This window comes from Arthrobacter sp. NPDC057013, from assembly GCF_042674585.1.
In the GTDB taxonomy this organism is placed as follows: domain Bacteria; phylum Actinomycetota; class Actinomycetes; order Actinomycetales; family Micrococcaceae; genus Arthrobacter.
Map to the genome: position 1 here is coordinate 106,166 of NZ_JBHUSE010000011.1, position 26,989 is coordinate 133,154.

General features: G+C 66.6%; 26 protein-coding genes. 16 read left to right on the forward strand and 10 right to left on the reverse strand.

Features of this window, described 5'->3' with window-relative positions; genetic code table 11:
* Nucleotides 1–184 precede the first annotated feature (184 nt).
* The 4 genes from ACFTSA_RS15355 (at nucleotide 185) to ACFTSA_RS15370 (ending at nucleotide 5,039) form a co-directional block, all read left to right on the forward strand.
* Nucleotides 185–1,516: an extracellular solute-binding protein gene (locus ACFTSA_RS15355; RefSeq protein WP_377952390.1), complete on the forward strand. Its 1,332-nt coding sequence runs from the start codon at nucleotides 185–187 to the stop codon at nucleotides 1,514–1,516.
* A gap of 36 nt (nucleotides 1,517–1,552) precedes the next feature.
* Entirely contained in the window at nucleotides 1,553–2,539 is a 987-nt protein-coding gene (locus tag ACFTSA_RS15360; protein WP_377952351.1) for a carbohydrate ABC transporter permease, read from the forward strand.
* Nucleotides 2,540–2,541: 2 nt separating this feature from the next.
* Nucleotides 2,542–3,435: a carbohydrate ABC transporter permease gene (locus ACFTSA_RS15365; protein ID WP_377952391.1), complete on the forward strand. Its 894-nt coding sequence runs from the start codon at nucleotides 2,542–2,544 to the stop codon at nucleotides 3,433–3,435.
* Nucleotides 3,436–3,500: 65 nt separating this feature from the next.
* A complete protein-coding gene (locus ACFTSA_RS15370; protein WP_377952353.1) occupies nucleotides 3,501–5,039 on the forward strand; it encodes an alpha-N-arabinofuranosidase in 1,539 nt (512 codons plus the stop codon).
* A 180-nt stretch (nucleotides 5,040–5,219) separates the two neighbouring features.
* Here the strand turns inward: ACFTSA_RS15370 and ACFTSA_RS15375 are convergent, their stop codons facing one another.
* The 4 genes from ACFTSA_RS15375 to ACFTSA_RS15390 are packed head-to-tail and all read right to left on the reverse strand — an operon-like array spanning nucleotide 5,220 to nucleotide 8,320.
* Complete coding sequence (locus ACFTSA_RS15375) at nucleotides 5,220–6,269, reverse strand: sulfate/molybdate ABC transporter ATP-binding protein (protein WP_377952354.1); 1,050 nt, start codon at nucleotides 6,267–6,269, stop codon at nucleotides 5,220–5,222.
* The gene (locus ACFTSA_RS15380) at nucleotides 6,266–7,129 is read right to left on the reverse strand and encodes an ABC transporter permease (RefSeq protein ID WP_377952355.1); all 864 of its coding nucleotides are present in this window, start codon (nucleotides 7,127–7,129) and stop codon (nucleotides 6,266–6,268) included. The genes ACFTSA_RS15375 and ACFTSA_RS15380 overlap by 4 nt, the downstream gene beginning before the upstream one ends.
* Nucleotides 7,104–7,913, reverse strand: coding sequence for a molybdate ABC transporter substrate-binding protein (modA, locus tag ACFTSA_RS15385; protein ID WP_377952356.1), 810 nt, complete (start codon nucleotides 7,911–7,913; stop codon nucleotides 7,104–7,106). The genes ACFTSA_RS15380 and modA overlap by 26 nt, the downstream gene beginning before the upstream one ends.
* A complete protein-coding gene (locus tag ACFTSA_RS15390) occupies nucleotides 7,910–8,320 on the reverse strand; it encodes a molybdopterin-binding protein (RefSeq protein ID WP_377952357.1) in 411 nt (136 codons plus the stop codon). Before ACFTSA_RS15390 ends, modA begins: the two co-directional genes overlap by 4 nt.
* Nucleotides 8,321–8,687: 367 nt before the next feature.
* Between ACFTSA_RS15390 and ACFTSA_RS15395 the strand changes: the two genes are divergently transcribed.
* Nucleotides 8,688–9,203 carry a flavin reductase family protein gene (locus ACFTSA_RS15395; protein WP_377952359.1) on the forward strand — a complete coding sequence of 172 codons (516 nt, stop codon included), beginning with the start codon at nucleotides 8,688–8,690 and terminating at the stop codon, nucleotides 9,201–9,203.
* A 61-nt stretch (nucleotides 9,204–9,264) separates the two neighbouring features.
* Here the strand turns inward: ACFTSA_RS15395 and ACFTSA_RS15400 are convergent, their stop codons facing one another.
* Together ACFTSA_RS15400 and ACFTSA_RS15405 are read right to left on the reverse strand one after the other, a co-directional pair.
* On the reverse strand, nucleotides 9,265–11,442 hold the full coding sequence (locus ACFTSA_RS15400) for a glycogen debranching N-terminal domain-containing protein (RefSeq protein WP_377952360.1): 2,178 nt from the start codon (nucleotides 11,440–11,442) through the stop codon (nucleotides 9,265–9,267).
* A gap of 113 nt (nucleotides 11,443–11,555) precedes the next feature.
* Nucleotides 11,556–12,083: a hypothetical protein gene (locus ACFTSA_RS15405; RefSeq protein ID WP_377952361.1), complete on the reverse strand. Its 528-nt coding sequence runs from the start codon at nucleotides 12,081–12,083 to the stop codon at nucleotides 11,556–11,558.
* A 251-nt stretch (nucleotides 12,084–12,334) separates the two neighbouring features.
* Between ACFTSA_RS15405 and ACFTSA_RS15410 the strand changes: the two genes are divergently transcribed.
* Both ACFTSA_RS15410 and ACFTSA_RS15415 read left to right on the forward strand, forming a co-directional pair.
* A complete protein-coding gene (locus ACFTSA_RS15410) occupies nucleotides 12,335–13,543 on the forward strand; it encodes an aspartate transaminase (protein ID WP_377952363.1) in 1,209 nt (402 codons plus the stop codon).
* 47 nt (nucleotides 13,544–13,590) lie between these two features.
* Complete coding sequence (locus ACFTSA_RS15415; protein ID WP_377952364.1) at nucleotides 13,591–14,268, forward strand: 4-carboxy-4-hydroxy-2-oxoadipate aldolase/oxaloacetate decarboxylase; 678 nt, start codon at nucleotides 13,591–13,593, stop codon at nucleotides 14,266–14,268.
* 99 nt (nucleotides 14,269–14,367) lie between these two features.
* Here the strand turns inward: ACFTSA_RS15415 and ACFTSA_RS15420 are convergent, their stop codons facing one another.
* The 3 genes from ACFTSA_RS15420 to ACFTSA_RS15430 all read right to left on the reverse strand — a co-directional run bounded on the left by ACFTSA_RS15420 (nucleotide 14,368) and on the right by ACFTSA_RS15430 (nucleotide 17,729).
* Nucleotides 14,368–16,215: a DUF222 domain-containing protein gene (locus ACFTSA_RS15420; protein ID WP_377952366.1), complete on the reverse strand. Its 1,848-nt coding sequence runs from the start codon at nucleotides 16,213–16,215 to the stop codon at nucleotides 14,368–14,370.
* Nucleotides 16,216–16,438: 223 nt separating this feature from the next.
* Nucleotides 16,439–16,672, reverse strand: a complete 234-nt coding sequence (locus tag ACFTSA_RS15425; RefSeq protein WP_377952368.1) for a hypothetical protein — start codon at nucleotides 16,670–16,672, stop codon at nucleotides 16,439–16,441.
* Nucleotides 16,673–16,808: 136 nt separating this feature from the next.
* Nucleotides 16,809–17,729 carry a LysR substrate-binding domain-containing protein gene (locus ACFTSA_RS15430; protein ID WP_377952370.1) on the reverse strand — a complete coding sequence of 307 codons (921 nt, stop codon included), beginning with the start codon at nucleotides 17,727–17,729 and terminating at the stop codon, nucleotides 16,809–16,811.
* A gap of 545 nt (nucleotides 17,730–18,274) precedes the next feature.
* On the opposite strand from ACFTSA_RS15430, the gene ACFTSA_RS15435 reads away from it, so the two are divergent.
* From ACFTSA_RS15435 to ACFTSA_RS15475, 9 genes are all read left to right on the forward strand, one after another.
* Nucleotides 18,275–19,063, forward strand: a complete 789-nt coding sequence (locus ACFTSA_RS15435) for a LamB/YcsF family protein (protein ID WP_377952371.1) — start codon at nucleotides 18,275–18,277, stop codon at nucleotides 19,061–19,063.
* A 1-nt stretch (nucleotide 19,064) separates the two neighbouring features.
* Nucleotides 19,065–19,790, forward strand: coding sequence for an allophanate hydrolase subunit 1 (locus ACFTSA_RS15440; RefSeq protein ID WP_377952372.1), 726 nt, complete (start codon nucleotides 19,065–19,067; stop codon nucleotides 19,788–19,790).
* Nucleotides 19,787–20,800 (forward strand): biotin-dependent carboxyltransferase family protein, encoded by a 1,014-nt coding sequence (locus tag ACFTSA_RS15445; RefSeq protein ID WP_377952373.1) that lies wholly within the window; start codon nucleotides 19,787–19,789, stop codon nucleotides 20,798–20,800. The genes ACFTSA_RS15440 and ACFTSA_RS15445 overlap by 4 nt, the downstream gene beginning before the upstream one ends.
* A gap of 48 nt (nucleotides 20,801–20,848) precedes the next feature.
* Nucleotides 20,849–22,189 (forward strand): MFS transporter, encoded by a 1,341-nt coding sequence (locus tag ACFTSA_RS15450; RefSeq protein WP_377952375.1) that lies wholly within the window; start codon nucleotides 20,849–20,851, stop codon nucleotides 22,187–22,189.
* A 31-nt stretch (nucleotides 22,190–22,220) separates the two neighbouring features.
* Nucleotides 22,221–22,976: an SDR family oxidoreductase gene (locus ACFTSA_RS15455; protein ID WP_377952377.1), complete on the forward strand. Its 756-nt coding sequence runs from the start codon at nucleotides 22,221–22,223 to the stop codon at nucleotides 22,974–22,976.
* A gap of 75 nt (nucleotides 22,977–23,051) precedes the next feature.
* Complete coding sequence (locus ACFTSA_RS15460) at nucleotides 23,052–23,996, forward strand: 2-hydroxyacid dehydrogenase (protein WP_377952378.1); 945 nt, start codon at nucleotides 23,052–23,054, stop codon at nucleotides 23,994–23,996.
* The gene (locus ACFTSA_RS15465; RefSeq protein ID WP_377952380.1) at nucleotides 23,993–24,763 is read left to right on the forward strand and encodes an SDR family oxidoreductase; all 771 of its coding nucleotides are present in this window, start codon (nucleotides 23,993–23,995) and stop codon (nucleotides 24,761–24,763) included. Before ACFTSA_RS15460 ends, ACFTSA_RS15465 begins: the two co-directional genes overlap by 4 nt.
* Complete coding sequence (locus ACFTSA_RS15470) at nucleotides 24,763–25,875, forward strand: L-idonate 5-dehydrogenase (protein WP_377952381.1); 1,113 nt, start codon at nucleotides 24,763–24,765, stop codon at nucleotides 25,873–25,875. The genes ACFTSA_RS15465 and ACFTSA_RS15470 overlap by 1 nt, the downstream gene beginning before the upstream one ends.
* 18 nt (nucleotides 25,876–25,893) lie before the next feature.
* Complete coding sequence (locus ACFTSA_RS15475; RefSeq protein WP_377952382.1) at nucleotides 25,894–26,253, forward strand: hypothetical protein; 360 nt, start codon at nucleotides 25,894–25,896, stop codon at nucleotides 26,251–26,253.
* Between the two features lie 2 nt (nucleotides 26,254–26,255).
* Here ACFTSA_RS15475 and ACFTSA_RS15480 read toward each other — a convergent pair whose 3' ends face one another.
* Nucleotides 26,256–26,708 carry a hypothetical protein gene (locus ACFTSA_RS15480; protein ID WP_377952384.1) on the reverse strand — a complete coding sequence of 151 codons (453 nt, stop codon included), beginning with the start codon at nucleotides 26,706–26,708 and terminating at the stop codon, nucleotides 26,256–26,258.
* Nucleotides 26,709–26,989: the final 281 nt, after the last annotated feature.

Below are 26,989 nucleotides of genomic sequence, written 5' to 3' on the forward strand. Positions count from 1 at the left end.
CCACATTTTACAACGATGTAATGTGAGGTCTGCGTCACACGCCAGCCTTCATTGGACCCGGAGGAAGCGAACCGGAACGGCTGGCGCGGTGTGCCAGCAGGATTACTTTCAGCGGACCCATCCAAAGGAGTGACGGGTGAAGCAGTTTGAATTTTTCGCCGGGAAGCAGTTTCCGGGAGAGCAGATATCAGGCGGACGGCCGGCCGGCAGGCAGGTGTCCCGCAGGCAGCTGCTTGCGGGGACGGCGGCCCTGGGCAGCGTTTTTGCCGCGGCTGGCCTCACGGGCTGCGGCGGAACCGCCTCAGCGGCAGCCGTGCGGGACATTGCGTTCTGGCATCTGCTGTCCGGCGGCGACGGCATCAAGATGCAGGCCATGATCAGCGCGGCGAACCAGGCCAACCCCGGTTTCACAGTCCATCCGACCGTCCTGGCCTGGGGCCCGCCGTACTACACCAAGCTGGCCATGGCCTCGGCCGGCGGCCGCCCGCCGGAGCTTGCCATCATGCACGCCAGCCGGGTCCCCGGCTACGCACCGGGCGGGCTCATCGACCCGTGGGACATGTCTCTGCTGGCGGAACACGGCGTGACGGCGGAGAGCTTCGCACCGAGGATCTGGGACAAGAGCCAGCACGGCGGCAAGGTGTTCTCCATCGCGCTGGACTCCCACCCCTTCGTGATGTTCTACAACACCGAGGTGGCCGGCAAGGCAGGGGTCCTCGGCGCGAACGGCCAGCTGCAGGAAGTGACTTCCCCGCCGGACTTCCTCGCGATGGCCCGTGAAATGCAGAAGGTGACGCAGGCACACGGGCTGTCCTTCGGCTACCTCGGCAGCGGATCGCAGATGTGGCGCCTGTTCTACACGCTCTATAAGCAGCACGGGGCGGACATGGAACTCACCCCGGGCCAGCCGATGAAGGCCGACCGGGAGGCCGCCGTCGAATCCCTGGAATTCATGGCCTCACTGTTCGACGACACGGTCGCCGCGAAAAGCGGCGACATCGGCACGGGCATCGCGGAATTCGCCCGCGGCGGTTCGGGCATGCTGTTCAGCGGCGTCTGGGAACTCCCCACCTTCAAGAAAGCGGAGCTGCCCGTCGACGCCGCCACCATCCCCACGCTCTACGGCACCCCGGCGTCCTACGCGGACTCGCATTCCTTCGTCCTGCCGCGGCAGCTGAACGTCGACGACGAAAAGCGGCGCGACGTGTACAAGTTCGTCAGCGACATCCTCAAGGGTTCGCTGTCCTGGGCCGAGGCTGGCCATATTCCGGCATACCAGCCGGTGGTGCAGTCACAGGCCTACCGGGAGCTGACGCCGCAGATCCACTACGCCAACGCCGCGGACATCATCGCCTACGACCCCGAGGCCTGGTTCAGCGGCTCGGGCTCGGACTGGCAGACCTACTTTGCGGAAAACGTGCAGAACGTGCTCCTCGGCCGCGACAAGGCAGCCGACGGCTGGGACGCCTTTGTGCGGCGCACCAACACCCTTCTTTCCCGGCCCAACCCGGTCTGAGCATCCGAGAGCACTGAGCGACAAAGGAGTCCCCCGATGAGTTCCTTAGCAACATCCCAAGGCGCGGAGCAGACAGCGCCGTCCCTGCCCGGCCAGCCCCGCCGAAACCAGTCCCGTGGAAACCCTTCCTACAAACGCCAGGCCCAGTCCAGTCCGCGCCGGACCGGGAACAACCTCAACGGCTGGGGCTTCGCCGCTCCGTTCCTGGCGTTCTTCCTGGTGTTCCTCGTGTGGCCGCTCCTGTACGGCCTGTACATGAGCCTCACCGGCAAGTCCCTCACCGGCGCCAACGACAGCCTGATCGGTCTGGCCAACTATGCCGAAGCGCTGGCCGACGCCGACATGTGGCATTCCCTTGGCAACACCCTCTACTTCACGGTGATCAGCACGGTCCCGCTGGTGCTCGTGGCCCTCGTCATGGCCGCACTGGTCAACGTCGGGCTGCCGGCGCAGTGGCTGTGGCGGCTGTCCTATTTCGCCCCGTACCTGCTCGCCTCCACCGTGGTGTCCCTGTTCTTCTCCTGGATGTACAACCCGCAGCTGGGCCTCATCAACGATTCCCTGGCGAAGATCGGGCTGCCCAAGGTGGCCTGGCTGAACGACCCGAACGTGGCCATGTGGGCCATCGTCATCGCCACCCTCTGGTGGACGGTGGGCTTCAATTTCCTGCTTTACCTGGCCGCCATGCAGAACATCCCCGCCCAGCACTACGAGGCGGCATCGCTGGACGGCGCCGGAGCCTGGAGGCAGTTCTTCTCCATCACCCTGCCGCAGCTCACCCCCACCACCGTGATGATCGTGCTGCTGCAGATCCTGGCCTCGCTGAAAATCTTCGATCAGGTGTACCAGATGACGGCCGGCGGCCCGGCAGGATCCACCCGGCCGGTTGTGCAGTACATCTTCGAAACCGGGTTCACCGGCTACCGGCTGGGCTACTCCGCAGCCATCTCCTACATCTTCTTCGGGCTGATCGTGGCCGTCTCGGCCATGCAGTTCTTCATCACTCGCCGCAGGAGCGCATGACCATGGCAATCCAGACCCTCACGCGACCCGCACCGCCAACCGCGTCCGCCAGACTCCGCCAGACCGGGAAGAAAATGACGGCCGGCAGGGCCGCCGTCCTGGCGGTCGCCGCTCTCCTGGCTGTCCTCTGGCTCATCCCCTTCGCCTGGGCAACCGTCACCGCCTTCAAAAGCGAAACGGACGCCGCGGCGCCGAAAGTCAGCTGGATCCCGCCGTCCGGCTTCACCGCCGACGCGTTCATCAAGGTGTTCCAGGACGGCAACATCCCGCTGTGGACCTGGAACTCGCTCTACACCTCCGCCGCCATCACCGTGATCACGCTGGCCATCTCCGCGCTGGTGGCCTATGCCCTGTCCCGCATCGACTTCCGCGGCAAGAAGGTGCTGATGACGGTGATCATCGCCTCCATCATCATCCCGCCGCCGGTGCTCATCATCCCGCTGTTCTACCAGATGGTGGCGCTGCACATGATCGACACGTCGTGGGCCATCATCCTGCCGCAGGTCATCCACCCCGCCATGGTGTTCGTGCTCAAGAAGTTCTTCGACCAGATCCCCCGTGAGCTCGAGGAGGCAGCGGTGATGGACGGCGCCAGCCGGATGCGGATCTTCACCCAGATCATCCTGCCGCTCTCGCGCCCCATCCTGGCCGCCGTCGCGATCTTCGTGTTCATCGGCGCCTGGAACAACTTCCTCTGGCCCTTCATCTCCACCAACGACGGCTCCATCCTGACCCTGCCGGTGGGCCTGCAGACCATCAAGAGCGCCTACGGCATCCAGTACGCGCAGAACATGGCCTCCGCGCTGCTCGCGGCGCTGCCGCTCATCCTCGTCTTCCTGTTCTTCCAGCGCCAGATCATCAAGGGCGTTGCGACGACGGGACTCGCCGGCACCTGATCCGGCATCTTCGCTTTCACCTCATTTTTCAACGGATTAGAACCACAACCAAGGAGATACCCCACATGTCCCGCGCAAGGATCACCCTCGACCGCGACTTCACCATCGGGGAAGTACCCCGCCGCCTCTTCGGCTCCTTCGTTGAGCACATGGGCCGCTGCGTCTACACCGGCATCTACGAGCCCGGCCATCCGGAGGCCGACGAGAACGGGTTCCGGCAGGACGTGCTGAAGCTCGTCAAGGAGCTCGGCGCCACCGTCATCCGCTACCCCGGCGGCAACTTCGTCTCCGGCTACAACTGGGAGGACGGCATCGGCCCGCGGGAAAACCGCCCCCGCAGGCTCGACGGCGCCTGGCACACGCTCGAAACCAACGCCTTTGGCCTGCACGAGTTCGTCGACTGGTCCCGGCAGGCGGGCACCGAAATCATGGAGGCCATCAACCTGGGCACCAGGGGAGTGGACGCGGCCCGTGAAATCGTGGAGTACGCCAACCACCCGGGCGGCACCTACCTGTCCGACCTGCGGGCCAGGAACGGGCACAAGGACCCGTTCAACATCAAGCTGTGGTGCCTCGGCAACGAGATGGACGGCCCATGGCAGATAGGCCACAAGACCGCCGGGGAATACGGCCGGCTGGCGCAGGAAGCCGCCAAAGCCATGCGGTTCGTGGACCCGGACATCGAACTGGTGGCCTGCGGCAGCTCCAACTCGGGCATGCCGACCTTCGGCGCCTGGGAGCAGACGGTCCTGGCCCACGCCTACGAGGAGGTGGATTACGTCTCGCTGCACGCCTATTACCAGGAGCACGACGGCGACGTCGGCAGCTTCCTGGCCAGCGCCGTCGACACCGACTACTTCATCGAATCGGTGATCGCCACGGCCGACGCCGTCCGCGCGAAGGGCAAGCACAAGAAGCACATCAACCTGTCCTTCGACGAATGGAACGTCTGGTACCAGCGCGGACTCGACTCGGAGGACCAGCCGCACAACGTCTCCAAGGCCGGCTGGCGCGAGCACCCCCGGGTCATCGAGGACAAGTACAACGTGACGGACGCCGTCGTCGTCGGTACGCTGCTCAACTCGCTGCTGCGCCACGGCGACCGGGTCAAGATCGCCAACCAGGCGCAGCTGGTCAACGTGATTGCGCCGATCTTCAGCGAGGAAACCGGCCCGGCCTGGCGGCAGACCATCTTCCACCCGTTTGCCCGGATGGCGGAGCTGGCGAAGGGCCAGATCCTGCGCCTGTCCGTCGACTCGGACAAGTACGGCAATGCGCGTTTTGGCGACACCGACCTGGTGGACGTCAGCGCCACATGGAACGAGGAAACCGGCCGCGTGGCCCTGTTCCTCGCCAACCGCGGCCTGGAGGAGGCGACCGACGTCGAGGTGGCCCTGCGCGGTTTCGACGCCCGCCAGGTGCTCCGCGCCGAGGTCCTGGAAATCCCGGAGGGCGGTGACCGCTTCACCATCAACAGCCAGGGCAGCCCGGACCGCGTTGGCCTTAAGCCGCTCGACGGGGTGAAGGCCAGCGGCTCCGAGCTTCGGCTGAGCCTGCCCGCGCTGTCCTGGGCCGTCGTCGAGCTGGACGTGGTCAAGAACTGATCCGAAGGACGACTGAAGGGAAGGACGACTGAACGGACGACGACGACGGCGGGAGGCTCCCGCCGTCGTCCGTCCCCTTTGCCCGTGGTCAGTTCCCCGCGATGGTGTACGGCCCCCAGCCGCCGGTGAAGTTTCTCCGGGCTGCCCAGGACTGAAAGATCCTGCAGCCGCCCCGAGTTGCTACGCCGGATAGACCGCGATGGCGGTGGCCTTGATGACGAAGTAGACGGTCATGCCGGGTGTGAGCCCGAGGTCCGCCGAGGCGGCCGGGGTGATGTCCGCGGACAGGCCGGCGGCGTGGACGCGGATCTGGTCGCCGTGGGGTTCCAGATCCGTGATGGTGACGGCGAACGCGTTCCGCGGGCTGCCGTGCTCGGCGCCGAGGAAGACCGAGACCGCCGTCGGCGGGAAGACGGCGACGCCGTCCTGGCCGGGCACGGCACCGTCCTCGGGGTGCGCGGCGATCTCCAGTCCGCCGTCGGACCTAAGCCCGCGGTCCGTGATGGTGCCGGGGAGGAGGTTCATGCCCGCCAGCCCCGCGGCGAACCTGCTGCGCGGTTTTTCCAGGACCCCGCGGGTGGGCCCTTCCTCCGTGATCCGTCCGCCTTCGAGGACGATGGCCCGGTCGGCGAGCATGAGCGCGTCCAGGACATCGTGGGTGATGATGATGGCCCGGCGCTTGGCGAGGACCCGTTTGAGCAGCCGGCGCAGCATGGGGGCGGCATGGATGTCGAGGGCCGCCATGGGCTCGTCGAGCAGCAGCAGCTCGGGGTCTGTGGCCAGCGCACGGGCGATCGCGACGCGCTGCGCCTGGCCGCCCGAGAGCTGGCCGGGCCGCCGGTCCGCGAACTCCGCGGCTTCCACTTCGGCCAACCAGTGCTGCGCCGTCCGCAGCGCACTTGCGCGGTTCGCGCCGGCCGCGCGGGGGCCGAAGGCGACGTTCTCCAGCACGCTCATGTGCGGAAACAGCAGCGGTTCCTGTGCGAGCAGCGCTGTTCCACGTGTGTGCGGCGGCAGGAAGTGGTTTGTCCCGCCGTCGAGCTTGAACAGCGTTTTCTGTCCGAGCATGGCGTGCCCGCTGTCCGGGCGGAGGAGCCCGGCGATGATCCCCAGCAGCGTCGACTTGCCGGCGCCGTTAGGGCCAAGCACGGCAACGGTTTCCGTGGTCCCGAGGGTGAGGGAGACGTCGAAGTTGCGCGCGCGCAGCGCGGCATTGAGTTCGAAGGTCATTCTGGTCCCGACTCTGCCGCCAGCGCCCGGGGGCGCCGGAAGGAAAGCCCGACGACGGCGACGGCCACTGCGACCAGCACCAGGGACAGCGCGACGGCGGCATCGGCGTCGGTCTCGCGCTGCAGGTAGATCTCCAGCGGCAGGGTGCGGGTAACGCCCTGCAGGCTGCCGGCGAAGGTCAGGGTTGCCCCGAATTCGCCCAGGCAGCGCGCGAAGGACAGCACGGCGCCGGAGGCCAGGCCGGGTAGGACCAGCGGGATGCTGACGCGCCGCAGTACCGTGGTGGGGCGGGCGCCGAGGGTGGCGGCGACGGCCTCGTACTTAGTGCCCGCGGTGCGCAGGGCGCCCTCTAGGCTGACCACCAGGAACGGCAGCGCCACGAACGTCTGGGCGAGAACGACGGCGGTGGTGGAGAAGGCGATCTGGAGCCCCGCCAGCTCCAGGCCCCGCCCGAGCAGGCCCTGCCGGCCGAACGTGTAGAGCAGGGCGATGCCGCCGACGACCGGCGGCAGGACGAGGGGGAGGAGCACGAAAGCCCGCAAAAGGCGCTGGCCGGGGAAGCTGGCACGGGCCAGGACGAAGGCGAGCGGCACGCCGAGGGCGATGCACAGCACCGTGCTGGCGGCCGACGTCCGCAGGCTCAGGCCCAGAGCGGTGAGCGAGGATTCCGACGTGATGAGCGGGATGAACTGCCCCCAGTTGACCTTGGCCACCATGGCGGCCAGCGGCAGCAGGACGAACAGGCCTCCTGCCGCCGCGAGGGCGAAGACCCACGGCGGCACACCCGTGTAGCCGGTGTCCGGCCGGTTTGCCTTGCTGGCCGTCCAGGCCTTGCTACGGGGTGCCGAAACCGGCGTCACTGAGGACCTTCTTGCCTTCGCTGCCGGTGACCATGGCGATGAAGGCCTTGGCCAGCTCCTTGTTCTTGCTGCTGCCGACGGTGGAGATCGGATAGGTGTTCACGGCCTGGTCCGACTCGCTGAACGGGATGCCCTTGACCTTGTCGCCGGCGGTCTTGACGTCTGTGACATAGACCAGCCCGGCGTCGGCTTCCCCGGAGGTGACCTTGCCGAGGACATCGGTGACTGAAGCTTCCTCACTGACAGGCTTCAGGGTGGTTCCGGTGGCCTTCTCCACCTTCTCGGTTGCGGAGCCGCATGGCACCTGCGGTGCGCAGACAACCACCTTGACGCCCGGCTTCGCGAGGTCCGCGAAGGAACTGACGGACGCCGGGTTGGCCGGCGGAACCGCGATCTCCAGGACGTTGGTGGCAAAGTTGCTCGCCGTTCCGTCGATGAGCCTGGCGTCGGAGAGCTTGGCCATGTTCTTGGTGTCAGCTGAAGCGACGACGTCGGCCGGGGCGCCCTGGGCGATCTGCGTGACCAGATCCGAGGACCCGGCAAAGTTCAGCGTGACCTTGGTGCCGGGGTTTGCGGCCTCGAACTCGGAAGCGATCCTGGTGAAGGTGGCCTTCAGTGACGCGGCGGCATAAACGGTCACGGTGCCGGTGGCGGCCTGGCCGCCGCCGGTGCTGGTGCTCGCGGAGCCGGTCTGGGCGGTAGTGGAAGCAGCACAGCCGGCCAGTCCGGCGGAAAGAACGCCGGCGGCCAGCACGGCGCTGATGCGCACGCGGGCGATCCTCATATGATGCTCTTTCCCTGGGGTGTTTCGATGATGACGGTGGTGGCTTTGACCACGGCGGTGGCCACGGACCCGAGTTCCAGACCGAGGTCCCGGACGGCTTCGCTGCTCATCAGGGAGACGACACGGAACGGGCCGCACTGCAGCTCCACCTGGGCCATGACCTTGTCCGCGGTGATGCCGGTGACCAGGCCGACGAACCGGTTGCGCGCCGAGCTGCCCACGCGCGTGGGGTCCTCGGGCAGTTGCGCCTGGTCGCGGGCGAGGTGGGCGAGCTCAATCCCCTCGACGGCCAGCCGGCCGGAGGAGTCCTTGACCGGCGTGAGCGTCCCGTTCTCGGTCCAGCGGCGGACGGTGTCGTCGCTGACGCCCAGGAAGCGCGCTGCTTCGGAGATGCGGATTCTCGGCATGACTCCATAATCCACTATTTGCGGTGGTTTCTCCGCTTTTTTACCGCATATCCGAATGTGACTGCCGATTCGGTCTGCTCTGGAGCCGACATCGGTTGCCACCGCTCCCTGGCCTCTCGGGCACACCACGTACCGGTAGCCTAGGCGGGCCACGGCGGCGGAGTCCCGCGTGTGTAGAACTCGGTCGCCACGTTGCGGCCGGCTACGCCGTTCTTCGTCACCCGAAGCACTGAAGCCTGCCTGTTTTGTTACGCCCTGCTTCGGGCCGTGAAGCTGCGTTTCCATGCGCGTCAGTTCGTTGCAGCCTGGCTTGGGAAGCGGCCGGCAAGGTGCTTGATTGGGTCTACACGCTTCGAAAGGACTCGCCATGACGGAACTCTCAGACCTCAGCCCGCGCCGGATCCGCAACGTCCTGGGCCACTTCGCAACGGGCCTGACCGTGATCACCGCGGCCACCGAGAACGGCCCTGCCGGGTTCACCTGCCAGTCCTTCGCATCCCTCTCGCTGGAACCGGCGCTTGTCACCTTCAGCCCTGCACGGACCTCCAGCACCTGGCCGCTGCTGCGCCGGGCGGGCCGCTTCACGGTCAACATCCTTCCCGCTGACCACCAGCACCTTGCGGCCCAGTTCGCGCGGTCCGGCGCAGACAAGTTCGCCGGCGTCGACCACTCGCCGTCGCCCCTCGGCAACCCCGTTCTCGACGGCGCCCTCGCCTGGGTGGACTGCGAACTGCACCAGGAGTACGACGGCGGCGACCACACCATTGTGGTGGCCGCGGTCCACGCGCTGAGCGCCCGTACCGGCGTCGATCCACTCCTGTTCTTCAAGGGCGACTACGTCTCCGTGCAGGCACGGGCCAAAATCCTGGAAGGCGTCGCATGACACGGGAGACGGCACCGGGCAGGCGGGACTGACTCCAGCCGGGCATTCTCCGGGCGGCCTCCTACCGGCCCCAGTTCTCCAGCCGCTCCCTGCGCCGGTGGTCGGCTTGCTGGACCAGCTCTGACATCCACGGCCGGTGCCCCTGGTGGAACGTCATCCCTTCAGGCAGCCCGCGGACAGAGGGAACGGAGCCGGCGATGTCGATGGTGATGCGGCCGCCGCCCAGCGGAGCATTGGTGATGTGCAGGTCGCCGAAGGACGGAGGAAGGACGGGGTCCATCCACACGCCCCCGGCGGACACGACGGGGTCATACCGCATCAGGCTCGTCACCAGCTGGATCGGTGCGGTGGCTGCCCAGGCCTGCGGCGAGCACGCCGTCGGATATGGAACCGGGGCGGCGAGCTGCTCCCGGCTGAAACCGCAGAACAGCTCCGGGAGCCTGCCATCGGAGTACTCAGCGGCATCCATTATGCCGGTGGCGATCCGCTGCGCCTCCTCGACGAAGCCGTAGCGGAGGAGCCCGGCCGCGACGATGGCGTTGTCGTGCGGCCAGACCGATCCGTTGTGGTAGCTGGCGGGGTTGTAGGCGCCCATGTCGCTGGCCAGGGTGCGCACACCCCAGCCGCTGAACATCTCGGGGGACATCAGCCGCTCGGCCACCTGCGGGGCTTTGTCCTCGTCAATGAGGCCCTGCAGCATGCAGTGGCCTATGTTCGAAGCGCAGGAGTCCACCTGCCGTTTCTTGCCGTCCAGGGCAATGGCGTAGTACCCGCGTTCCGGGATCCAGAACTGCTCGTTGAACTGTTTCTTCAGCCGGGCCGCGCGGTCGGCGAGCTCATTCCCAAAAGCAGTGTCTCCGGCGTCGTACGCCAGCCATGCCCGCGAAAGGTAAGCGACGTAGACGTAGGCCTGGACCTCGCAGAGTGCGATAGGCGGCTCGGCCAGTTTGCCGTTGGCGAAGTTGATTCCGTCCCAGGAGTCCTTCCAGCCCTGGTTGAGCAGACCCTGGTCGTTGAGGCGCTCATACTCGACGAAGCCGTCACCGTCCTTGTCCCCGTATTTCATGATCCACTCGAGTGCGCGGTCCGCATGGGGGAGCAGGGCGGCGATCGTGTCCGCGGCGAAGCCCCAGCGGCTGACCGCCCCGAGCACCATCAGGAACAGGGGCGTCGCGTCGACGCTGCCGTAGTAGGCCGACTTGCCGCCCAGGGACAGCCCGCTGGAAACGTCGAGCCGGACTTCGTGGAGGATCTTCCCCGGTTCTTCCTCTGTCATGGGGTCCACCACGGTTCCCTGCCGGTCGGCCAGGGTTTGCAGCGTGCCCAGCGCCAGGGACGGGTCCACCGGCATCGCCATCACCGAAGCCCACAGCGAGTCCCTGCCGAACAGGGTCATGAACCAGGGCGCCCCGGCGGCCACCACCACGCGCTCAGGATGGTCGGGGTCCTCGATCCGGAGGGCGCCCAAATCGTCGTAGCTGCGCCGCAGGGTCCGTTCGACCGACCGGTTGCCCATCTGCAGGACCGGGATCTTCGCCACCCACTCCCGCCGTCGCAGGTCCCTGGGCGACAGGCCATCGCCCCCGGAATGGACGAAAGCCATCGCCGCATCGGATCCCTTGGCGCTGGGCAGCACGGTCAGGACTGTGCTCCAGTGTCCGTGCGCCGGAACCGTAGCCCGGTACGTCACGGCGTCCGCTGACACGTCAGCACCCGGGGCCTGAACCACCACGCCCTTCCGGACGTCCTGCCACACCGCGCGAATGGTGAGCGAACCGCCGTCGGCCTGCCGTTTTTCGTCCCAGCGCCGCAGGATCCGTGCCTCTTTCACCTCGAAGAGGTCCGCGAAGTCCGCCCCGATCTTCACCGCGATGACGCAGTCGACCGGCTCGAGGGAGAAGTTCCGGACCGTGACCTGCTCCTGGATGCCGGCCCCGACCTCCCGCAGCCGCTCCACGATCAGCGGACTGTCGGCGTAGCCGTCCGAGCGGGGAACGCGTCCCACAAACAGTGCCCGGTACGGCTCTTTGGTCTCGGCTGCCAGCGGCTCCAGTGCCAGGCCGTCGACCGTCAGGCTCCAGCCCGAGAGGATGCGGGCGTCCTGCACAAAGAGGCCATGCGGATGCTCTGTGCTGATGTCCCCGTTTGGCAGGGAGATGCAGAAGGACGATCCTTCGACCAGGGTGACCGTCCCGGCCCCCAGCGGTCCCGCCGCCGTATCAGCATTCCATCCAGCCATCGGGACCACCTCCGAGCAACCAGCAACAGCGTGCAGTTCGACGCTACGCTTGCTCGCCCGGCCTCGCTAGGGCTCGACCGTTGGGCTGAACGCGTACGACGGCGGGTGCAGATTTACGCCGGGATCGCACCCGATTCCGGCTGGACGCCCCACGTCATCTTCCGGATCGTTTCGCGCTGCAATCCGCTGAGGGCGGCGAGCTCATAGTCATCCAGAACTCCCCGCCGTCGTGCTGCCGCCAGGAGGTTAAGGCGGCGGTCTTCCAGCGCGGTCTTGGACTCCTCAAGTTCAGCCAGTTCGGACTTGAGCTGGTGGATCGCCGCCAAATGCTGCTCGGCCGGCAGCCCGGAGGGGAGCAGGTCGTCGGCCGAGAGCCCCACGGTGCGGACCGCCCAGCGGGAGAGCTCCGCGGCTTCAGCGAGGCGCGTGACCTTCATGCCGTCGCAAAGCGCCTGCGCGATCTGCTGGTTCAGCCGGACGGACAGGGCGCGCATGCTGGTGGCGTTGAAGGAAATCCGCTGCCGGCTGTCGCGAAGCAGTTTGCGCGTGTTTTCCGCCTGGACAGCGGTCTTGTCCGGTTTCGCCGTTCCCCGGTAGCGGTAGTAGCCGTCCCCACGGTCATCACGGTGCGGAATAGCCAACAGCACTCCTCGGTTCGGGTTCAGGACTTACCTAGAAGGCTAGGCAGAACGCGCGGACGCGCGGAAATACCTATAGTGCGTGGAGCCATAACCAAAAAGTTTGGTTTGTGGGTTCTTTTGCAGGACGTCCGACGGCGGTCCATAAGAGACGCTTATCCGTCCACGCAGATTAGGTCTTATCCAGACCGGCCGGGATTCCCTAGTGTCGAAGGAACGAATATCGCTCCCTCCTGACTCCCTAGGAAGAGACCATGTCTGAATTTGAACCTGCATCGCGAGTGTCCCGCATCAAGTCTTCCGCCAGCGTGGCCGCAGCTGCCCGTGTTCGTGAACTGAAGGCGGAAGGACGCCGGATCCTGGACCTGACGGTCGGCGAGCCGGACTTCGATACCCCCGAGCACATCAAGGCCGCTGCGGTTGAGGCGATCAGCAACGGCGAGACAAAGTACACCTCGGTCACCGGCACGCCTGCACTGCAGAAGGCGATCCTCGAGACCATCGAGCTGCGCAGCGGGATCCACTACACCCCGGCTGAGATCACCATCGGCGGCGGCGCCAAGCAGGTTATCTTCACGGCGTTCATGGCTTCGCTAGATGCCGGCGACGAGGTTGTGGTGCCCGCACCGTACTGGGTTTCCTACCCGGACATGGTGCTCGCGAACGAGGGCACCCCTGTTGTTGTCACCTGCGGTGAGGAGTCCGGCTTCAAACTGACCCCCGAGGCGCTGGCCGGGGCGCTCAACGAACGGACCAAGTGGGTCATCCTCAACACCCCGTCAAACCCCACCGGCGCCGTGTACTCCCGGTCCGAACTCCGTGCGCTGGCGGACGTCCTCGCCAACTTCCCGCAGGTTTACGTCCTGACGGACGAGATCTACGACCAGATCTACTTCGGCACCGGCAAGATTTCGAGCCTGGTGGAGGTTGCCCCCGAACTGAAAGACCGTGTCCTCGCCGTCAACGGCGTGTCCAAGGCCTACGCCATGACCGGCTGGCGGCTGGGCTACGCAGCCGGACCGGCGCCGCTGATCGCAGCGATCAACAAGCTGCAGTCGCAGATTTCCTCCTGCCCGTCCTCCGTGAGCCAGGCCGCCAGTGCCGCCGCGCTCACCGGCGACCAGGCCTTCGTGCGGGAAAGCGTGGAGGTTTACCGCAGCCGCCGCGATGCGGCGGTAGCCGCGCTGAACGCCGTCGACGGCCTTTCCTGCGCGACGCCGGAAGGCGCCTTTTACGCGTACGTCAACTGCGGCGGTGCCATCGGTAAGACCACCCCGGAGGGGAAGGTCATCGCCAACGACGAGGACTTTACGCTCTACCTGCTCGAGGCGGCCTCCGTCGCCGTCATCCAGGGGTCGGCCTACGGCCTGGGCCCGTACTTCCGCATCTCCTACGCCACCAGCCTCGACATCATCGAAGAGTCCATCGCAGCCATCGACAAGGCCGTCCGGGCCCTCAGCTGACCGCCGCCCGGGCCACAGCCAACCCCCACCAAATGAAGGAAAATTCCGTGATCCACGTAAAGACCAACATTGAACGACCCGACGCCGACGCCGTCCGCCGGCTGGCGCAGTTCTCCTCGGCCACGATCCACGAGGCACAGGGCCGCAAGGGAGCACTCAGCTCCAAGATCAAGCCGATCGACCGCAGCATGTCCTTCTGCGGCCCCGCCACAACCGTCCGCTGCGCCCCGCGCGACAACCTCATGCTGCAGGTGGCCATCCACTACGCCGAGGCTGGCGACGTTGTCCTGGTTGCGGCAGGCGAGTACGAGGAAGCCGGCACGTTCGGCGACGTCCTCGGCAACGCCATGAAGGCCAAGGGCCTCGCGGGCATGGTGACGGACTCGGGCGTCCGCGACACCCAGGACCTGATCGAGCTGGGCCTGCCGGTCTTCTCCGGCAGCGTCTCCATCAAGGGCACCGTTAAGGAAACCATCGGTCCCATCAACCACCCCGTGGTTTTCGGCGACGAGATCATCTACCCGGGCGACGTCCTTCGCGGCGACGCCGACGGTGTTGTTGTGGTCCGGAAGGACGAGATCGAGGAAGTCATCCGCCTCTCGCAGGAACGTGACGACGCCGAGCGCGAGCTCATCGGCCTCTACAAGGCCGGCGGCACCACCATCGAACTGTGCAACCTCACCGAGGTCCTGAAGGCCAAGGGTCTGCTGGTCGAGCAGGCGTAGCCGCGTGTCTTGGCAGCGGCAGCGGCGCTGGCCAGCACCTCCCAGCCCCGTCCATCCAGCCTCGATAACCCAGCCCCGCCCGTCCGCGCTGTCCTGCTGTTAATGCGCTGGACCTGGCTGCCCGGACTGCTGCATTTTGCTTACCCAGCCTCCCGGTGGACCGGTTTCACTCAACCCGGGTCCGGACAGGCTGGATCTGGCCACGCTGTGTCCGGGCAGTGGTGGTGCGGTGGAGCGGTAGGTGTGGCCGGTGGGGGTGGTGATTTCGAGGGTGTGCCGCGGCCCTGGTCTGGGTTGGGCTTTCCAGCCGGGGAGTTCTTTGGTGTGGTTGCAGGCTTCGCAGAGTCCGGCGCCGTTGGCGAGGGATGTTGGGCCGTCGTCGTGCCAGGCGATGATGTGGTCGTGGTGGCGGATCGGGGCGTCGCAGTAGGGGGTGCGGCAGGTGTCGTCTCTTACCTGGATGAAGCGGCGCAGCGGTGGCGGGAAGAGCCGCCGGTTCGAGTCCATGGCTACCAGGTCAGCGGTGTTCGGGGCGGTGTAGAGCCGCCGGAGCCAGATCTTCAGTTCTTCCTTCGGGTCCTTCTGGCCTGTCACCGCGTCCTTCTTGACGGAATTTGAGCCGGGCTCGTTTGAGCTGCCAGTGGTCGGCTCGGCGCACCTCTCGCCTCCTTCGTTGATGAGTTTCCGTGCCCACTGTCCGGGGACGATGCCGTAGCCGGTGAGTCTTGCGGGTTCGCTCTCGCCCTCGAGGAGGGTGCGGTCGGTCATGACGACGTTGAGCTCTACCCCGCTGATGCCGCCGGGGGTTCCGGTGGTCCGTTCGACGAGGGTGTCGGCCATGGCCTGGTTCCGGGAGCGCGGGTCCCCCGCGGAGCGTAGGGCGTCGGCTTGCCGGGTGAGTGCCTTGTAGACGGCGACGCCCTGGTGGGCGGGCAGGAATCCGGTCAGATAGGTCATGCAGTCCGGTGCCGGGCGCAGGCTCACAGACCTTTCGGTTGCGGAGTGGCTGGCGCGTTGGGTGACCGAGCGTGGATCCCGGTGGACCGCGGCGGCCTTGACGGCGGCGATCACGCCCCGGGTACCCACCCCGTCGAAGGTCCCGGTATCGGCGGCCAGCTCCTCATCGACCGCTGCCCGGTCTTCGACGGTCAGGACGGCTGTTTCCTTCACGACATACATGGCCTTTTCTTCATTGAGCTGGCCTGTATCCAGGGCCGCCAGGGTGTGGGGCATCTCGACCACCAGGGCCTTGGCCATCCCGAGGAGCCGGCCTCCCCGGTGCGGGGACTCACCCCGGGCCAGCGCGATCTGCTCCGCCACGCCCGTGGTGTTTTCCTTGGGTCGTTTCCTGCCCGGATCCTCGGCCGACAGTGTGCTGCGGTGAGTCTGCGCCGGGCTGATCCCGGCTCCGGGTTCGGTTTGCGCCCTAAGTTCGGCTTGTTCCTGCCGCTGGCTCGCTTCGAACTCAACGGCAAGCCGGGCCTGCTGCCCGGTGGCCCAGCGTTTGAATTTCTCCAGCGCCCTGGTTTGGTCGATCAGCCCGGGACCCTCGGCTGTCAGGTCGGCCTTCAAGAGGACCTGTGCCCCCGCCAGCCTGTCGTCGAGACTCAGCCCAGGTGCGCCCGCGCCGGAGCGCGCGCTGTCGGTGAACACCTCATGGGCAAACAGGCTTTCGGGAAACGGGTACTCCGGAAAAACGCCATCCGCATACTCTCCGCCAGGGAAAGGGTCCTCCGGATACACGGCGTCAGGATCATCGTCGTAGGAAACCCCGTCCTCCAGGAACCTGTCATCGAACGGAAAAACGTCGCCCGAGAACCAACTGTCAGGAATCAAGTCACCCGGGACAATTGCGTCGGGAAACAGTGCGCCGGGAGCCGCGGCGGCACGCTGGGCGTGAGCGCGCGGCGCCTCCGCTGTCAGTGCTGGATTCCCGAGAACCTCCATGCACACAGTCTGCCAACGGGGAGCGACATTAAAGGGTCGATCTGCCCCAGATCTGGGGGGATCTGAAAAACTTTTTTCGGCCTCAGCCAGCTGGGCGCCCGGACCCGGGAGACAGCGGGCCAGAACGCCCAACCAGCGGCAGCACCGCCGTCGTACGCGCGTCCAGTGCCCCTCACCGGAACCTTCGGTTCCGGCAGAGGCCCGCTAGACGCGCAGAGGGCCGCTAGACGCGGTGCGGGACCGGGTAGGCAGGGGCGCCGAAGACGGCATCCTCCAGGTACCAGACCGTCGAGCCGCCGCCGCTGACCGGCATGATGCTGCCCTCGAAAACGAAGATCGGAGCTGCAGACCGGTCCTCCGGCCGCCAGAAACCGTTGGTGGGGCAATGGGACCCGGTTTTCGCCATGAGTCCCAGACTCGGGTCGGTAGTTCTCCTGATGGTGCTGAGCTTTTTCATGGCAGACTCCCCGTTGATTCTGATTGCGGAAAGTGCTTTTCCACAATTTCTTGGCTTGCTGCCAATATTAGAATCCCGAAGGAGTCGGTTACTAAGACAAATGATGAGTGCCCTAATAAGCGGAACCTATGAACCCCTAGCGGCCATACTTATTGCTGAGCATTTCCTGCAGCATTTCCTTCAGCACCAGGAGTACAGCCGACGCCGCCTCCGAGAGGGGATCGTGGTCCGGCGTGCACAGCGCGATCTTGCACTGCAGCGGGGGATCCACGATCCGCAGGACGCAGAAGTCCTCCTCATGGAACAGTGCATCGGCAGCAGACTTGGGCAAAATGGTGGCTCCCAGGTCGGCACGCAGCAGCCGGGTGAGCGAAGGCACCGACTCCACCTCGCCCACGAGATGGAGCTTCAGGCCCTTGCTGTCGAAGCCGGCCTCGACCGTCTGGCGCAGGGTGTGGATCTTCTCGGGAAGGAATAGCCCCAGGCGGGCCACCTCCTCCAACGTGATCTCGCCCCTACCGGCGTCGATATCCGTCCTGGCGGCGTTGACCACCAGGTGCAGGTCCTCGACGATCATGGTGGTGAACAGGACGCCGCGGATGGGGCCGGGCTCGTAGATGAGGGCCATGTCCAGCCGGCCGTTCTTGATGGCTTCGCTCAGGACACCGCCGTAGATTTCCGTGACGTGGAGGACGATGTCCGGGTAACGCCGGGCGACTTCACTGATGATCTGCGGGGTCAGGCTCGAGGCCATGCTGTAGGGCGCAATGGCGATAGACACCCGGCCCGACGGCGCCGCCCCGGACTTGGCAACGTCCTGCCGGGCCTGTGCGACGAGCCGCAGGATGGACTGGGCGTGCCGGTACAGCGTGTGCCCGGCGGCTGTGGGCTGCACACCCTGCTTGCTGCGGATCAGCAGGCGCTGCTTGAGTTCAGTTTCCAGGGCCGAAACCTGCTGGCTCAGGGCCGGCTGGGCCACATGCAGAGCCGCCGCGGCCTTGGTGATGCTCCCCGAATCCACGATCTGCACGAAGTACGCCAGTTTCCTGGTATCCACGGCCGCCCTCTCTCCTTGCGGCGTCCTGAGCCCAAGAAGGTCATAACGGGTTGCTATGCAGGGATACGCAATAGGTCTTTGTGTGATCCGTATCGCTGACACTAGGTTGAACCCAGAACGCTATTTCACTAGGCGTACATTCTATCCCCTCCGGCGACATCCAAATTTCCAATGGGGGTAGACGCATTTTGCATACTATTCGCTTTTACCGAAAATGCCGGCCGCTTTTACATTCCGGAAATAAACGCTCCATATGTTCAATGCGACGAGGGCGGGCCGCCAAGGACCGAACCCTCCAAATGGGAAGGAGACGGGCATGGACACCACTGCGGCGGTGGTCATAACCACTACCTATCCCGTGACACCGATTACGTCTTTGTGTGAGCCAAATCGCGGTGTCAGACTTTTTTGCAGAAGCCGGTAGCCCGGCAGCACGGACCGGGAACCATCTCCGGGGCCAGTTCGGACACACCTCATCACCAGCGCAGCTGAGCCTTTCGCCCCGGCGGGCAGGGCCGCTGCCAACCACCCCAGGAAGGCAGATAATGGGACTCACAGTTGATCTCGTCGCAGATCTCGGAGAAGGCTTCGGCGCCTACTCGATGGGCGACGACGCTGCCCTTCTCGAGGTGGTTTCCAGTGCCAACATCGCTTGCGGCTTCCACGCCGGTGACCCGGACATCATGCATGCCACAGTCGCTGAATGTGTCCGCCGCGGCGTCAGCATCGGGGCGCACCCGAGCTTCCCGGACCTGCGCGGCTTCGGCCGGCGCGCCATGGACCTGACGGCGGACGAGGTCCGCAACGACGTCCTGTACCAGTTCGGTGCCCTGAGCGCCTTCGCCGGCTACCACGGCACGAGCATCGCCCACATCGCGCCGCACGGACGTCTGGGCAACCTCGTAGCCAGCCGCCCCGACTACGCAGCAGCCGTGGCCGATGCCGCTGCCCGCCTGAACCCCGCCCTCATCGTCCTGGCCCAGGACGGCGAACTCGCCGATGCCGCCGCCGAACGGCAGCTCCCGGTGGGCATCGTCGGCATCGCCGACCGCGCCTACGAAGCCGACGGCACCCTTGTGCCCCGCAGCCGCCCCGGCGCGGTGATCCACGATCCGGCCGCCATCGTCGAGCGCACCGTCCGCATGGTGTGCGAAGGGCTCATCGAGACCGTCGCCGGCACGGATCTGCCGATAGTTGCCGACACCGTCCTCCTGCACGGTGACACCCCCGGCGCGGTGCAGCTGGCCCGCCATGTCCGCACTGAACTGGAGAACGCCGGCGTGACCATCGCCCCGCTCGCCCAGGTTCTGGCCGCGAAAGAGAAGGTCGCCTGACATGGCCGCCACTCCAAATCCAACCCCCGTGGAGATCTTCGAGTCCGGGGATTCGGCCCTGCGGGTCGTCGCCGACTCCGCTGACACGGAGGCCAACTGGAGCACCGTCCACTCCCTCGCGCAGTGGCTTGAGACTGCAGGGGCCGACGGCGTACACGGCGCAGTGCCCACGTACGACTCGCTGCTCGTGGAATTTGATCCCGGGGTCACCTCCGCGCGCCAGGTCAGGGCATTTGTGCTCCTCGGCCTGCGCCAGCTTGAGCATGCCGGCGCACCCGCCCGCACGCCCCGCGAATTCAGCGTCCCGGTGGTTTACGGCGGCGAATACGGCCCCGACCTGGAGCGTGTTGCCGAGCACGAGCAGCTGTCCGTGGAGGACGTCATCGCGCTCCACACGGCCAAGTCCTACGTCATCCGTTGCCTGGGCGCCCCTGCGGGCTCACCCATGATGGACGGTCCCGATTTTCCGCTCCCCGTCCCGCGGCTGAAGGACCCCCGGCTGTCCGTGCCGGCTGGTGCCGTGGCCGTCGCCGGCCGGCAGGCAGTCATCGCCCCGGCGGTGGCACCCGGCGGCTGGTGCGTCATCGGCCAGACCCCGCTGACCGTCCTCGATGCCGCCAGCGAACCGCTGGTTCCCTACCTGCCCGGCGACCGCCTGACGTTCCGCCAGATCCAGCCGGAAGAGTTCGCAGACTACGCCGGACGGAAACTGGAGGCAGCACGGTGAGCGGGTCACTGATCATCCAGCAGCCCGGAAACTCGGTAGTCACGGATCTGGGCCGCTTCCGCGGACCCGGGTTCGGGCTCCCCGTCAACGGGGCACTCGACCAGTTCTCGGCGCGGGCGGCCAACATTCTCGCCGCCAACGCCGACAACGCTCCGCTGCTGGAAATCACCGCCCTCGACTTCCGGATGCAGGCCACCGCGGACCTCCTCATCGCCGTCACCGGCGCACCGCTGACCCTCACGGTCGGCGGCCGCGAATGCCCGCAGTGGGAACCGGTGTCCGTCCGTGCCGGGGAGACTGTGGCGGTACGCCGCATCACCGGCGGCCTCCGCGCCTACCTTGCCGTCCACGGTTCGGTGGAAGCTCCGGAACTGCTCGGAAGCTGCGCCCCCGATACGGTCATCGGCTTCGGCCTTCGGCTCTCCGAAGGCACCAGGCTGAAGACCTCCCGGAGCGTCGGACCCATCCGGCAGCCATACTTTGACCTTCCGCTGTTCCGGCTGGGCCTGACCCGGCCGGAGTTCAGCAGCCGGGCGGTCATTGACGTCACGGACGGTCCGGACGTCGAAGAATTCGGTGAGACAGCAGAGCTGCTGTACAACACCGAGTACACCGTCAGCGCCCGGAGCAACCACATCGGGCTGCGCCTCGGCGGGGCGCTTCCCGAACGCCAGTCGTCAGCCGAAGTGCTGTCGCGCGGCGTTCCGGTCGGAGCCATCGAGGTTCCGTCCAGGGAAGAGTTGCTGGTACTGCACCGGGGACGCGGCGTCACAGCCGGGTATCCCGTCATGGCGGTGGTCACCAGCCGTTCGCTCGACACCCTCGCCCAGGCCCGGCCCGGGCACATCATCACCTTCCGCAAGACCACCGTCCCCGAAGCCACGGCAAAGCATCGGGCCGCATTACGGGAATTGGAAAACCTCCGTTCCCGCGTCAGTACCGTCTTCGCCCTCCTTGGCATCGGTAAAGAGCCCGGCTGGCCGGAACTCGTGCCGGCAGCCGGCAGCTAGGGATCACCGATGACCTCTCCTCGAACTAAGTCCAAGTTAGGAATGAAAATGTCTACACCAACGCGTGCGAGTGCACCGCAGCACGACCGCCTCGATGCGAGGCAGACCCGGAAAGTCGTCACCGCGGGGTGCGTCGGGATTTTTGTTGAGCTCTACGACAACGGCATTTTCGCCTTCATGGCCGGAACGCTGGCGCTCGTGTTCCTGGCCCCCGGTAACCCGGACAACGCCCTGCTGTTCGTCTTCGCCGGCTACGCCGTGTCCTTCTTCGTCCGCCCCCTCGGCGCCGTCGTCTGCGGCATCCTGGGCGACAAGATCGGACGCCAGAAACTACTGGTTTTCGTCATCCTGCTGATCAGCATCGCCACCGCCGGCATCGGGCTCCTGCCCACCTACTCGGCCATCGGCATCGCGGCCCCCGTGCTGCTTGTGCTGCTCCGCCTGCTGCAGGGCTTCTCCGTCGGCGGCGAGGCTGCCGGCGCCATGACCTTCCTCGCCGAGCACGCCCCTGAAGGCAAGCGCGGCATCATCACCTCCTACGCCCAGATCGCATCCTTCGCGGCCCTGCTCACCGGCACCCTGGTCGCGTTCTCGATGTCGCCTTGGCTCACGCAGGCAGCGATCGACGGCGGCGGCTTCGGCTCGTTCGCATGGCGCATCCCGTTCCTGGTTGCCATCCCCATGGGCGTCATCGGCTGGTACATCCGCAAGGCCATCGCGGACACCCCCAACTTCGTGAAGCTGAAGGAAGAGGGCGGCCTGTCCAAGAACCCCCTCAAGGAAGCCTTCGCCTCCGCCGAACACCGCCGCGCCATGCTCCTGGCCCTGTTCATCCCGCTCATGAACGGCTCCGGCTACTACGTCCTGTTCTCCTACATGCCGACGTTCCTCAAGGGCAAGCAGCTCAACTTCACCATCGGTGAGGCACTCCTCGTTACCGCCTGCAGCCTGGTGGTCATCTGCATCGCCATCCCGTTCATGGGTGCCCTCTCCGACCGCATCGGCCGCAAGAAGGTCATCGCCGGCTCGGCAATCGCCATGGCTGTCCTCGGCATCCCCTCCTACGCACTGATCGCCACCGGCAACATGGCCCTGGCCATCCTGGGTGCCTGCCTCATGGCCGTCGTCTTCGCCGGCCACACCGCGGTGATCCACATCCTGATCGTGGAACTGTTCCCCACCCGCGTCCGGTACTCGGCCTACGGCCTGGGCTACAACATCTCCTCGGCACTCTTCGGCGGCACCGCCCCGCTGCTGATGACCTGGCTGATCTCGTCCACCGGCAACATCTACATGCCTGCTTTCTACGCGGTCATCACCGCGCTGGGCACGCTGGCGGCCGTCAGCACCGTCAAGGACCGCGCACACCTTCCGCTGCGCGACGCCTAACACTTACCACTGCACTAACCAGGAGACTTACATGCCGTTTTCAGACTACTCAACCGCCCTCGTCACCGGCGCCTCAACCGGGATGGGTGCCGCGATCGCCGAGCGCCTCGCCAAGCGGGGACTCACCGTTCACGCCGTGGCCCGCAACGAGGAACGCCTGAAGGACCTGGCCGACAAGACCGGCGCCGTTCCCCACATCGTCGACCTGACCGACACCGCGGCCCTCACGGCCGCCGTCGGAAACCTCGAGGTCGACGTCCTGGTGAACTGTGCCGGCGTGTCCCGGCCCGGCAACATCCTGGACTCCTCGGAGAACGACATCGATGAACTCATTGACGTCAACCTCCGCGGCCTGCTCCAGCTCACCCGGCTGGTCCTGCCGGGCATGGTGGAACGCGACCGCGGCCACGTCATCAACATCAGCTCCATCGCGGGCCTGTACAACTTCTACGGCCACACGGTCTACCACGCCACCAAGGCAGCTGTGCACCAGATCTCGCGCCAGCTGCGCAACGATACCGTGGGCAAGCGCATCCGCGTCACCGAGATCTGCCCCGGACGCGTCGAAACTGAGATCTTCGGCCGCAACATGGGCGGCACGCCTGAGGCCATGGAAGAGGCGTGGCAGACGTACTACGAGGGCTACGAATCCCTGACCACCGACGACATCGTCAACGCTATGGATTACGCCATCGAAACACCGCGCCACGTGAACGTGGGCATGCTGGAACTCATGCCCACGTTCCAGGTCCCCGGCGGTCTCACGTTCGACCGGCGCCCGGTCTAAGCTGCCAACGGCGGGGCCAGTCCGAACTGGCCCCGCCCTGTCCACCTCCAGCTCTCCAGAATCGATAGGTTACCGATGCAACCAGTACGCACCGTCAGCTTCCCCGACCGGCAACTGCTCGCCGATCTCGCACCCCTTCCCGAGGGCCTGCGGGGTGTCGTCTGGGACTTGGAGTCGGATCCCGAGGATGCGACGCTGGGAGAGATCGACGGCGTCATCCTCCCGTACATCAACGCCGGCGCGGTTCTGGGATCGCTCGCCCAGGTGGACGACCTGAAGTTCGTCCAGACGCAGTCCACCGGATACGACGGCGTCATTGAGGCCGCCGGGCCGGCGGCCGGCGTCGCAAACGCCTCAGGCGTTCATGCGGCGGCGACGGCGGAACTGGCGGTGGGTTTGATCCTTGCCAAACTGCGCGGCATCGACCAGGCCGTCCGCGACCAGCAGTACGGTCTGTGGCGGCCGGAGCGGCGCCAATCCCTCGCGGACCGCCGCGTGCTGCTGGTGGGCGTCGGCGGGATCGGGCACGAAATTGCCCGCCGCCTGGAGCCTTTCGAGGTTACGGTCACCCGGGTGGGAAGCACCGCACGGACCGACGAGCACGGCGAGGTCCACGCCTCCAGCAAGCTGACCGCACTTGCCGCGACGCACGACATCCTGGTCTCGGTACTGCCGCTGAACGACCAGACCCACCACTTGATCGGTGAGGAAGTCCTCGCAGCCCTGCCCGACGGTGCCCTCGTGGTGAACGTGGGACGCGGCCCGGTGGTGGACACAGCAGCTCTCACCAAGGAGGTCCTGTCCGGCCGTCTGCAGTGCGCCCTCGACGTCGTCGACCCGGAACCGCTGCCGCAGGACCACCCGCTGTGGTCCACGCCCAACGCCCTCATCACGCCCCACGTGGGCGGCAACACGTCGGCCTTCGAGCCGCGGATCCTGAAGCTCCTGCGGCGGCAACTCGAAGCACTGGCCGCGGGAGAAACCCCGGCCAACCTCGTGCAGGCAGGCCCGTTCGCATGACTTCACTTTTTGATTTGACCGGGCGGGTTGCGTTGGTGACTGGTTCGAGCCGGGGGATTGGTAATGCGTTGGCGCGGGCGTTGGCGGATGCTGGTGCGACGGTGGTGCTGAACGGGGTGAACGCGGAGCGGCTCAAGGCTGCGGAGGCGGTGATGGCGGCGGAGTACGCGCCGGGCCGGGTGCACAGTGTGGCGTTTGATGTCACGGATGATGCGGCGGCCGCAGCGGGTGTGGCGTGGGTGGAGGAGCAGGTGGGCCCGTTGGAGGTGCTGGTGAACAATGCCGGGATCCAGCACCGGGTGCCGATGCTGGATTTGGACGTGGCGGACTGGGAGCGGGTGATTTCCACTGACCTGACGAGCGCGTTCCTGGTGGGGCGGGAGGCGGCCCGGCGCATGATCCCGCGCGGGCACGGGAAGATCATCAATATCTGTTCGGTGCAGACGGATCTGGCCCGGCCCACGATCGCCCCGTATGTGGCGGCGAAGGGCGGGTTGCGGAACCTGACCCGGGCCATGACGGCGGAGTGGGCGGGTTCGGGGTTGCAGATCAACGGGATCGCGCCGGGGTATATCCATACCGAGATGACGCAGAACCTGGTCGATGACCCGGAGTTTAATTCGTGGATTCTGGGCCGGACCCCGGCGGCGCGGTGGGGGACGGTGCGGGATTTGGCGGGTCCGGCGGTGTGGCTGGCCTCGTCCGGGTCGGATTTTGTGAACGGGCAGACAATCTTTATCGACGGCGGAATGACGGTGGTGGTCTGATGGCACGCACAACAGCAACAGCAACAGCAGCAACTGCAGCAACGGCGGAGGCGGAGGCCGTGTTGCCGGTGTCGGGTCCGGCGGTGGTCGCGCACGGCAAGGGGGATCTGCGGGTTGATGATCTGCCGCTGACGGCGCCGGGGCCGGATGAGGCCGTGGTCGAGGTGCTGTACGGGGGGATTTGCGGGTCGGACCTGCATTACTGGCTGCACGGCGCGGCCGGGGAGTCGATCCTGAAGGCACCGCTGGTGCTGGGGCATGAGATTTCCGGCCGGGTGGTCCGGGCCGCGGCCAACGGTGCGGGGCCGGCCGCGGGGGTGCCGGTGGCGGTGCATCCGGCCACCCCGGGTCCCGGTGAGGGCCCGGACGCGCCACGGTATCCGGCGGACCGGCCGAACCTGTCCCCGGGCTGCACCTACCTGGGGTCCGCGGCGAGGTTCCCGCACACGGACGGGGCGTTCAGCCGGTACGTGAACCTGCCGGTAAGGATGCTCCGGGCCCTGCCCGAGACCCTGGACCTGCGCACCGCGGCGCTGATCGAACCGGCCTCGGTGGCCTGGCATGCGGTGTCACGGGCGGGGGACGTGGCCGGCAAAACCGCCCTGGTGATCGGGTCCGGCCCGATCGGGGCGTTGGCGGTCGCGGTCCTCAAACGCGCCGGCGCGGCCCGGATCGTCGCGGTCGACATGCACGCGAAACCGCTGGAGATCGCCGCCGCGGTGGGCGCGGACGAGGTCCTGACCGCCACCGACGCTGAGGCGATCGCCGCGGTGCAGGCCGACGTCGTGATCGAATCCTCCGGGAACCACCACGGCCTGGCCTCCGCGATCCAGGGCGCGGCGAGGGGCGGGACCGTGGTCATGGTCGGGCTGCTGCCCACCGGGGCCCAGCCGGTCCTGATCTCCCTGGCCATCACCCGGGAACTGGACCTGCGCGGCTCGTTCCGGTTCAACGACGAAATCGACCAGGTCATCACCGCCCTCGCCGACGGCACCCTCACCATCGACCCGGTCATCACCCACGACTACCCCGTCACCGCCGCCCTCGAAGCCTTCGACACCGCCCGCAACTCAGCCAAATCCGGCAAAGTCCTCCTCAACTTCGCCGGCTAAAAGTTTGGATAGAACATCATGATCACGAACCTGCAGCCCCTGGCCGCCGCACTGGCGACGCCCGCCGACGGAGCGGGCACGCGCATCATCGCCTGCTCGGCGCTCAAACGGAGCTACCGGGACCCGCTCCGCAGCTTCGGGCCTGACCTGGTGTTCATCCATCTCGCCGGGGCGGCAGACACCATTTCGGGCCGGATCAGCAGCCGGGCGCACGAATACATGCCCAGCAGCCTCCTGGCGTCGCAGCTTGCGACGCTGGAGCCGCTGGGCGCTGATGAGGCTCACATTGCCGTGGATATCCTTGGTGATCCGGCATCGCTGGTGGACGGCATCGTCCGCGAGCTTGAACTGGGCGGGCGGGAGCTGAGCCGGGCCTGAGATTACTGCTGCGGCTGGATCCCGTTGCCCGCGCCCTTGGCGATTTTCACCTCGGTGTTGATGATTTCCGCAGAGCACTGGAATTGGGCGTTGCAGCTCTGCAGCACCACCGTGGCCGCGGCCGTGCCCTCGTTGAACGCCATCACGTTCGGAACCACGCGGATGGTGACGGTCTGGGCCTTCCTGGTGCAGGCGAGCTCGGCGTTCCCAAGGCCGCCGGCGATCCGGCCGTCGCTGACCCTTTGGGTCAGCTGGATGACCGGCACGGCGGTGACCAGGGTGGGTCCGGTGTCGCAGACGAAGGTGACGGGAATGTCGACGGCGGCGCCGTCGGCGACGAGGATTCCGGGTCCCGCGCTGACGAGCGTTGCGGGGGCTGCGTGGGCGGGGGCGGCGATGCCCACGAGGGCGGCGGCGAGTGCGACGGCGGCGAGGCGGCTTCTGGTGCCTAACATCAGGTTCTCCCCTGGATAAAGGGCGGCGTTAATCGAAGCGTGGCGCCCTGCACGCCGTGGGTTGTGCCGGCGCGGCGACCGGGCGCCTGAAAATACGGGGCCGTGTTTGTACGGTTCATGGCCCCTGACAGCGGCGCCGATTGGGGTGCCGCGCTGTACTGCCAAACTCCGGATGCAGCCGAAAGTCCGGCGCGGCCGAAAGTCCGACTGGCCGCACAGTACTCATGTCCCCGTTGCGCTGGCAAGAGCCAAATATAAAGGAAGCGGACGACGGCGGGAGG

Excerpts from the sequence above, each read along its gene's own strand:
- ACFTSA_RS15360 (WP_377952351.1), top strand. The coding sequence starts at position 1,553 with ATGAGTTCCTTAGCAACATCCCAAGGCGCGGAGCAGACAGCGCCGTCC.
- ACFTSA_RS15365 (WP_377952391.1), top strand. The coding sequence starts at position 2,542 with ATGGCAATCCAGACCCTCACGCGACCCGCACCGCCAACCGCGTCCGCC.
- ACFTSA_RS15370 (WP_377952353.1), top strand. The coding sequence starts at position 3,501 with ATGTCCCGCGCAAGGATCACCCTCGACCGCGACTTCACCATCGGGGAA.
- ACFTSA_RS15375 (WP_377952354.1), bottom strand. The coding sequence starts at position 6,269 with ATGACCTTCGAACTCAATGCCGCGCTGCGCGCGCGCAACTTCGACGTC.
- modA (WP_377952356.1), bottom strand. The coding sequence starts at position 7,913 with ATGAGGATCGCCCGCGTGCGCATCAGCGCCGTGCTGGCCGCCGGCGTT.
- ACFTSA_RS15390 (WP_377952357.1), bottom strand. The coding sequence starts at position 8,320 with ATGCCGAGAATCCGCATCTCCGAAGCAGCGCGCTTCCTGGGCGTCAGC.
- ACFTSA_RS15395 (WP_377952359.1), top strand. The coding sequence starts at position 8,688 with ATGACGGAACTCTCAGACCTCAGCCCGCGCCGGATCCGCAACGTCCTG.
- ACFTSA_RS15400 (WP_377952360.1), bottom strand. The coding sequence starts at position 11,442 with ATGGCTGGATGGAATGCTGATACGGCGGCGGGACCGCTGGGGGCCGGG.
- ACFTSA_RS15410 (WP_377952363.1), top strand. The coding sequence starts at position 12,335 with ATGTCTGAATTTGAACCTGCATCGCGAGTGTCCCGCATCAAGTCTTCC.
- ACFTSA_RS15420 (WP_377952366.1), bottom strand. The coding sequence starts at position 16,215 with ATGGAGGTTCTCGGGAATCCAGCACTGACAGCGGAGGCGCCGCGCGCT.
- ACFTSA_RS15425 (WP_377952368.1), bottom strand. The coding sequence starts at position 16,672 with ATGAAAAAGCTCAGCACCATCAGGAGAACTACCGACCCGAGTCTGGGA.
- ACFTSA_RS15435 (WP_377952371.1), top strand. The coding sequence starts at position 18,275 with ATGGGACTCACAGTTGATCTCGTCGCAGATCTCGGAGAAGGCTTCGGC.
- ACFTSA_RS15440 (WP_377952372.1), top strand. The coding sequence starts at position 19,065 with ATGGCCGCCACTCCAAATCCAACCCCCGTGGAGATCTTCGAGTCCGGG.
- ACFTSA_RS15450 (WP_377952375.1), top strand. The coding sequence starts at position 20,849 with ATGTCTACACCAACGCGTGCGAGTGCACCGCAGCACGACCGCCTCGAT.
- ACFTSA_RS15455 (WP_377952377.1), top strand. The coding sequence starts at position 22,221 with ATGCCGTTTTCAGACTACTCAACCGCCCTCGTCACCGGCGCCTCAACC.
- ACFTSA_RS15460 (WP_377952378.1), top strand. The coding sequence starts at position 23,052 with ATGCAACCAGTACGCACCGTCAGCTTCCCCGACCGGCAACTGCTCGCC.
- ACFTSA_RS15465 (WP_377952380.1), top strand. The coding sequence starts at position 23,993 with ATGACTTCACTTTTTGATTTGACCGGGCGGGTTGCGTTGGTGACTGGT.
- ACFTSA_RS15470 (WP_377952381.1), top strand. The coding sequence starts at position 24,763 with ATGGCACGCACAACAGCAACAGCAACAGCAGCAACTGCAGCAACGGCG.
- ACFTSA_RS15475 (WP_377952382.1), top strand. The coding sequence starts at position 25,894 with ATGATCACGAACCTGCAGCCCCTGGCCGCCGCACTGGCGACGCCCGCC.
- ACFTSA_RS15480 (WP_377952384.1), bottom strand. The coding sequence starts at position 26,708 with ATGTTAGGCACCAGAAGCCGCCTCGCCGCCGTCGCACTCGCCGCCGCC.